Source organism: Bradyrhizobium hipponense (assembly GCF_008123965.1).
In the GTDB taxonomy this organism is placed as follows: Bacteria; Pseudomonadota; Alphaproteobacteria; order Rhizobiales; family Xanthobacteraceae; genus Bradyrhizobium; species Bradyrhizobium hipponense.
On the sequence record NZ_VSTH01000003.1, the window covers coordinates 1 to 6,127 of the forward strand.

The 6,127-nt window shown below is 58.3% G+C and carries 8 protein-coding genes and 1 pseudogene; 4 read left to right on the top strand and 5 right to left on the bottom strand.

The genetic code is table 11. The features are described 5' to 3' along the window. Window positions 1-616: 616 nt before the first annotated feature. From FXV83_RS00370 to FXV83_RS00385, 4 genes are all read right to left on the bottom strand, one after another. Window positions 617-1,048: a YybH family protein gene (locus FXV83_RS00370; RefSeq protein WP_148736678.1), complete on the bottom strand. Its 432-nt coding sequence runs from the start codon at window positions 1,046-1,048 to the stop codon at window positions 617-619. Window positions 1,049-1,285: 237 nt separating this feature from the next. Then, window positions 1,286-1,567, bottom strand: coding sequence for a helix-turn-helix transcriptional regulator (locus tag FXV83_RS00375; protein ID WP_148736680.1), 282 nt, complete (start codon window positions 1,565-1,567; stop codon window positions 1,286-1,288). Window positions 1,568-1,580: 13 nt separating this feature from the next. After that, the gene (locus tag FXV83_RS00380; RefSeq protein WP_148736682.1) at window positions 1,581-1,817 is read right to left on the bottom strand and encodes a hypothetical protein; all 237 of its coding nucleotides are present in this window, start codon (window positions 1,815-1,817) and stop codon (window positions 1,581-1,583) included. 12 nt (window positions 1,818-1,829) lie between these two features. Further along, on the bottom strand, window positions 1,830-2,420 hold the full coding sequence (locus FXV83_RS00385) for a hypothetical protein (RefSeq protein ID WP_148736683.1): 591 nt from the start codon (window positions 2,418-2,420) through the stop codon (window positions 1,830-1,832). A 119-nt stretch (window positions 2,421-2,539) separates the two neighbouring features. On the opposite strand from FXV83_RS00385, the gene FXV83_RS00390 reads away from it, so the two are divergent. From FXV83_RS00390 to FXV83_RS00405, 4 genes are all read left to right on the top strand, one after another. After that, complete coding sequence (locus FXV83_RS00390; RefSeq protein WP_148736684.1) at window positions 2,540-3,151, top strand: hypothetical protein; 612 nt, start codon at window positions 2,540-2,542, stop codon at window positions 3,149-3,151. 1 nt (window position 3,152) lies between these two features. Beyond that, entirely contained in the window at window positions 3,153-4,883 is a 1,731-nt protein-coding gene (locus FXV83_RS00395) for a DNA polymerase (RefSeq protein ID WP_148736686.1), read from the top strand. Then, window positions 4,880-5,275 (top strand): hypothetical protein, encoded by a 396-nt coding sequence (locus FXV83_RS00400; RefSeq protein ID WP_148736688.1) that lies wholly within the window; start codon window positions 4,880-4,882, stop codon window positions 5,273-5,275. The genes FXV83_RS00395 and FXV83_RS00400 overlap by 4 nt, the downstream gene beginning before the upstream one ends. Window positions 5,276-5,387: 112 nt before the next feature. Further along, window positions 5,388-5,603: a hypothetical protein gene (locus FXV83_RS00405; RefSeq protein WP_148736690.1), complete on the top strand. Its 216-nt coding sequence runs from the start codon at window positions 5,388-5,390 to the stop codon at window positions 5,601-5,603. 279 nt (window positions 5,604-5,882) lie between these two features. Here FXV83_RS00405 and FXV83_RS00410 read toward each other — a convergent pair. After that, window positions 5,883-6,127 (bottom strand): annotated as a pseudogene (locus FXV83_RS00410) (IS630 family transposase); the annotation flags it as partial.

Consider the following 6,127-nt stretch of genomic DNA (forward strand, 5'->3'; position numbering starts at 1 on the left):
GCCACCCATAGGATCTACGAGACCTTGCTGTGTCGCGCCGCTGTCAAGCAACCACGCGCAAAATATTCCGCTTTACCGAAATTCGGAAACGGCGTATGTGTCGTCCATCCCGGCTCGACCTTGAGGGGCGATCGTACGTCGTCACGTTTCGCGAGCCGGGGTTGCGGTGGACGCGGCAGCGTCGGCACGAGAGGTGCGGGCAGAGCGGGTAGTCCCTGTGAGCCCGAGGCCGCGTGCGGACGAGCGGCGCTGAAAGGTTCGTCTTCGCCAACATTCTCCGGCGCGTGTGCACACTGCCGAAGACCCCTGTGGCGATAGGCGAATGCGCGTACGGCAAAACCGTGTGGTCCTGGCGTCCAGCGATTTTTTCGTTCGCTAAGGAACGGATAAATCGTATAAAAACCAAATACTTGGGCGATATGCGCTGACAAAGAAAAAGTCCCGCCGCACTCGGGCGGGCCCCAATAGAGCCTAGTTCACTGAATGATGGCTAGGCAGCTGATCTCAAGGACGTAAGCGGGCACGTACCCACAACAGAAGTCGAGGCCGCGCACTCGATGGCAAGCAGAGTATTGTCGCCCGAAGATAATAACGCCGAACCAATGATAACGCGTTGCTACCGGCTGATCACAGACACTGCTGGGCGTGGTGTCGTGATCGGGTCGGCGTGCCGATGGACAAGTTTCCAAACGTCGTGCTCCAAGCGAAAGACGCTGGTCACACGCAGAGCCAATGTAGCCGTTTGATCGTTCCCGCCAACCTTAGCATGCCCTCGCTCTACTTCGACGACACAGGCAAGACCATCGGACACATATTTCGCTATAAGTTCAACGCCAGTGACATCGCCATCGCGATAGTTCGAGGCGGCCCCGGTAATTGTTTCTTCGACCTTTTTGCGGCCGCATGCATAGGGGCCAAAAGGGTTGCCCAAAGTTACGTCGTCATCATCAGAAAAGAGAGCTTTCGCCGGGCCCGGATCGCCCCGGAACACCGCTGCCACCGCTCGATGACTTCGCTCAACTGCGTGATCAAGGTCTTCCGCTACCATGTGTACCTCCGATGATGAGGCTCCTCCCTCGCGTTCTGCGGGACGAGCTTACGCACTGATTGTTGCAACTCGGAAGTTGGAGGGCATCTTATTCCTCGGTCCGGCAGAAGACAATCGGGCCCCAGCTCCCCCACCGCCGCCATTAGCCCATTGCGTCGATATTGGCATGTCTGCTTTTGCGCCGCTTTTCGAGGCTAAGCGGGCATCATCAATTTATGAGTACACGGTTTCATGTTGTTAGGCGGGGTTCGGCGAAATGTGGCGGCGACGTCCTTTGCCTCGGCGACGGCCCGGATCGAATTCGTCAACCGCATTCTGCCAAGCGACGATTTCATCCTCGTACGAAACCCTTCGGTTCGGGCTGATATAGGTCGATCTCGGAAACCGCCCTGCCTTCTCCATCCGGTAAAGCGTGGTGCGGCCGACAGGGACGATCTCCAAAACCTGCTTTTCGCTCAGCATGCGTCGAGGTCCGGACCCATCCGGTGCGCCGTCTTCCGCTCGCTTTGCTGCGATCATCGCGAACTCCTCACTACGGGCGAACTCTTCCCTTCGGTCGCGTTGTCTTCTCTTGTTCGGCTATCCACGCGAGCAACGTACTCCGGCGGCCACAGATAACTTCGCCCAGCCGAAACAGCGGCAGGTCCGAACGTGCAGCCAGATGATAGACGCGCCGCCGCTTGTCCGGGGAGCCGAACATAAAGCGGGCGATTTCTTCGGCACCTTCGAGCAGATCGTCAGCGATACAATCATTCCCACGCGCCTTCATTGCCTTCCTCCTTCACGTGCGAAGAACATTGGCGACAGCAAGAATCGTCCGTTGGGTGATTCTTGTACTTTCCCTGCGGTCACCACCGGCCTTGATTGGTGGCTCTCGTCGATCGCTGAAAAGGATGACGTCTGGACGGGCGTGTGAAGCCCCAATATGGACGAACACCGACGGAATAGGCTTCTCGAATGTGAGCTCGAACTGGTACGCCTCATTGGGATAACGCCGCTTACCGAGAATGTGGCCGCGTGCTCCCACAACGGCAATCATCTTCGTAACGTAGTCGGCTAAAACTTCCCGTTTTGCCGCTGAAATCAGTTCTTCCAACTCGCTACCGAATTCGCTCGTTCTCTTGTCCCGCTTGGCTTGAAGCGCCCGGTATTGCAAGACGGCGGCAGGCGCGGTGCGCGCCGTGTCCGCCGTGTTAGTGGCGATCAGCAAGTTCGCAGCGTCTCTTTCCTCCATTTGCGCGGCCGAGGTTCCCCGCCCGGAAGTCCTTACGAGTCCGTGTTCGCGAACAGCCCGTCCGATCGCAGTGACGCGTTCCGCATCGATACCTTCCGCAGCAGCAATGGCGGCTATAAGTTGGCTAAGCGTGGCCATGACTGGTTCCCATTCGTAATATTTGCAAATGGTTGAGAGATGAGTCAAGCTCCATTTGGAAAAATATCAGATGGGATCGGGGGCTAGCCGGCAGTGCTCCCAGGACAAAAGGTATCGCCATGTCACAAATGAAGCGTCAAACCATCAGCGTAGCTCCTGACGACCCGACCGGTAACGCGCCCGATCCTTTCGATCTCTCGAACTTGCGCCTCCCTCAAGGATTCGCGGAAACAGCTGGAGTGAAAAAGCTGTTGAAGACGGTCCCTGTCCATAAGCCGAACCAGCAGGACTTTGTGCGTGTCCATCCGAGCGTTGAGTTCCGTGAAAATTTCCCGGTGATCGAACTCAAGGACGAGCGGGAAGAGTACGTCGTCTCGTCAGACCTCGTGCCCGAGCTGGTCGGCGAGTTCGCTAGCAAAACGCTGTTCACCGCGATCAACAGGCAGGGCGTCGTCTTTCTCTGGCCGGTGCGGCTGCCCGATCCGGATGGCAGGCAGATGGAGTGGCACCGATCAGCACGGGAGGCCGCGGAGCTGGCCATGGCGCAATGGGTGCGGGTCAGGGCCAACAGGAGCCTGGGCGCCTATGAGATATTTGTCGCTGAAGGCGCCATGGGCGAGCCGGTATGGCCGGAAACCACTTACCAGGACTTGGTCCGGTTAGCCTTTCGTGATCGCTTGATCGCCACCCTGGATCACCCCGTCATCAAGCGGTTGCGCGGCTTAACCTAAGATGTGGCCGTTTTTCCGCGAGATCGTCCTGGTGGACTTCGAGTTTGAAGCCCTCCAGGGCGAGCGGCCAAACCCGGTTTGTCTGGTCGCTTGGGAATTGCGAAGCGGACGCAAATTCCGGATCTGGAAGGATCAATTTGGACCGGCGCCCCCCTATGCGACGGGTCCGGATGTCCTGTTCGCCGCCTACTACGCCAGTGCCGAACTCGGTTGCTACCGCGCATTAGGTTGGCGCCCTCCTGAGCGAATTCTCGATCTCTTTATCGAATTTCGTAACCGCACGAATGGGCTCGGGACACCGGCCGGCGCGGGTCTTTTGGGAGCGCTGACGTATTTCGGTCTCGATAGTATCGGCGCCAGCGAAAAGAAGGAGCTGCAAAAGTGTATCGGCGCCGGCACGTGGCACGGACACTTCACAAACCAAGAAATCCTCGACTATTGCGAGCAAGACGTGGCGGCGGTGCAGCGCCTGCTCCTGGTCATGGCGCCACTGATCGACATGCCGCGAGCGCTATTGCGCGGGCGCTACATGATGGCGGCGGCGGCGATGGAACACAACGGTGTCCCGATTGACACGGTGACACTCGAATTACTGCAGCAGAACTGGACGGCCATCCAGGATCAACTCATCGCTGAGATCGATACCGACTACCACGTCTTCGAAGGGTGCACCTTCAAACACAACCGTTTCGACCAATTTCTGGCGGAGCACAGAATTCCTTGGCCACGGCACGAGAGCGGTTCCCTCGATCTCGGCGACGGCACGTTCCGGCAAATGGCGAAAGCCCATCCGCAGATATCTCCACTCCGCGAATTACGCAGCGCCCTATCTGAGTTGCGCCTGAACGATCTCTCCGTCGGCAAGGACGGCCGCAATCGCGTAATTTTGTCGGCGTTCCGGTCGCGCTCGGGGCGCAATCAACCCAGCAACTCGAAATTCATCTTTGGGCCGAGTGTATGGCTGCGGGGGTTGATCCAACCTCCTCCTGGGCATGGCGTTGTGTACGTTGATTGGTCACAGCAAGAGTTTGGAATCGCGGCCGCCCTGTCCGGCGACACGGCGATGCAGGAAGCCTACCGATCCGGCGATCCCTACTTGACGTTTGCCAAGCAGGCGAAGGCTGTCCCTGCAGTTGCAACAAAAAACTCCCACCGGGCCGAGCGGGAGCTGTTCAAGCAATGCGTGCTCGGCGTCCAGTATGGGATGGAAGATAAGTCGCTGGCCGCCCGGATCGGGCAACCGACAATCGTCGCCCGCGAGCTGTTGCGCGCGCATCGGGAAACCTACAGAAGGTTCTGGGCTTGGTCTGACGCGGCACTCGATCACGCGATGCTTAATGGTTCGCTTCACACCGTCTTCGGCTGGTACGTTCACGTGGGAGAAAGTGCAAATCCACGCTCGCTAAGGAACTTTCCGATGCAGGCCAATGGCGCCGAAATGCTGCGCCTCGCCTGTTGTCTGGCGGTTGAGCGTGGTGTCGAGATCTGCGCCCCCGTGCATGATGCCGTTCTAATTTCCGCACCCGAGGAGCGGCTGGAGATCGACATCAGGACTACGCGCGACGCCATGGCCGAAGCGAGCCGGACCGTGCTTAACGGTTTTGAGCTGAGCACCGACGTGAAGATCACACGCTGGCCAGATCGATATATGGACGAGCGCGGCACCGTCATGTGGGAACGGGTCATGAAGCTGATCGGCGAGCGCAGCCACCGTGAAAGGCTCATCGCGTGATGGGCGGCAGCCCTTTCGACCTCAAAAATTTCAGGCTCGATCCGGAAGAACTGCCGGAGACTCGCGCGGTCGCGCCGCGCAAGATCGAAAGGCGGCACGAGCATTTTGTGATGGTGCCGTGGACGTGGGTCGAGGCGCTTTCAGGCGCCACCGGTCAAACTTGGCACTTGGCAATGCACCTGCTCTACCTTCGTTGGAAGGGGAAAGGCGCACCCATCAAACTCGCCAATGGAATGCTCAAAATTGATCGCATCAGCCGCGCATCCAAATGGCGGGCGCTTGCAGAATTGGAGCGCCGAGGGCTTATCACCGTCGAACGTCGCCCTAAACGGTCACCTCTCATCCGGCTCAACATGCTTCAACCCCGAGGCATGTTTGCGTTTCAATCCTGAGGCATGTTTTTTCCAAATATGCCTCAGCCCTGAGGCATACGATATCTAGTCTCTTCTATGTCTTATCTTGTTGAGTCTCTAATTATGTATATGGGGACTCCGGGAACCCGACATGCGCACGCTGAAGGAACAGCTCGATCAATTCGAAACCGACCATGGTCTGCTGCGCCTGCTCACCATCCCGGAAGAGGATCGAAGCCTCTACACGTCGGCCAAGTGGGATGGCGAGTATCGGTGGTTCCGGTCTCCAAATGTGGTCTGCCTGGAGAAGGCTAGGTGCTTGAAGAGCGGCACGGCGCGCCTCCGTCATTCGATATCAGCTCGATGAAATGAAGCCGAAAGCAATGCGCTTGCGCACCGAGAGCAATGCGATCATGTATCAAGGGATACGATCATGTGCCGAGCTCGGATGTACAGCGGCCACGATCAACCATCTATGAAGAGCGCGCCCATCAAGGGCGCGGCGCGATGGCCGTTCCGCGATGAAGATCGGCGGCCCTAAGCATGCGCGGGAGGGTTTATAGGTTCTTCCGAAACCCGGCTCCCGGGCGGGTCGCGCCCCCGCGCCCGGTATGACTAGGTCAGCGTTTTCTTGGTTCGAATCATATCAGGCGGCGTCGGCGAGTTTGTAGGACCAGGTATGGACGACGGGATGGCGATTGACGTCGTCGATTCCGGCCATGATGCGCTCTTTGAGTTCATACTTTGATGTCACCCGGATGTGACGCAGGACGGAGCGGGCGAACTTGGAGAAGAAGCCCTCGATGAGGTTGAGCCAGGAGCCGTGCTTGGGCGTGAAGGTAAACTGGAAGCGGCCTGCCGGTCGTGTGTCGAGCCAGGCTCTGGTTTCTC

Excerpts from the sequence above, each read along its gene's own strand:
- FXV83_RS00370 (WP_148736678.1), bottom strand. The coding sequence starts at position 1,048 with ATGGTAGCGGAAGACCTTGATCACGCAGTTGAGCGAAGTCATCGAGCG.
- FXV83_RS00375 (WP_148736680.1), bottom strand. The coding sequence starts at position 1,567 with ATGATCGCAGCAAAGCGAGCGGAAGACGGCGCACCGGATGGGTCCGGA.
- FXV83_RS00380 (WP_148736682.1), bottom strand. The coding sequence starts at position 1,817 with ATGAAGGCGCGTGGGAATGATTGTATCGCTGACGATCTGCTCGAAGGT.
- FXV83_RS00385 (WP_148736683.1), bottom strand. The coding sequence starts at position 2,420 with ATGGCCACGCTTAGCCAACTTATAGCCGCCATTGCTGCTGCGGAAGGT.
- FXV83_RS00390 (WP_148736684.1), top strand. The coding sequence starts at position 2,540 with ATGTCACAAATGAAGCGTCAAACCATCAGCGTAGCTCCTGACGACCCG.
- FXV83_RS00395 (WP_148736686.1), top strand. The coding sequence starts at position 3,153 with ATGTGGCCGTTTTTCCGCGAGATCGTCCTGGTGGACTTCGAGTTTGAA.
- FXV83_RS00405 (WP_148736690.1), top strand. The coding sequence starts at position 5,388 with ATGCGCACGCTGAAGGAACAGCTCGATCAATTCGAAACCGACCATGGT.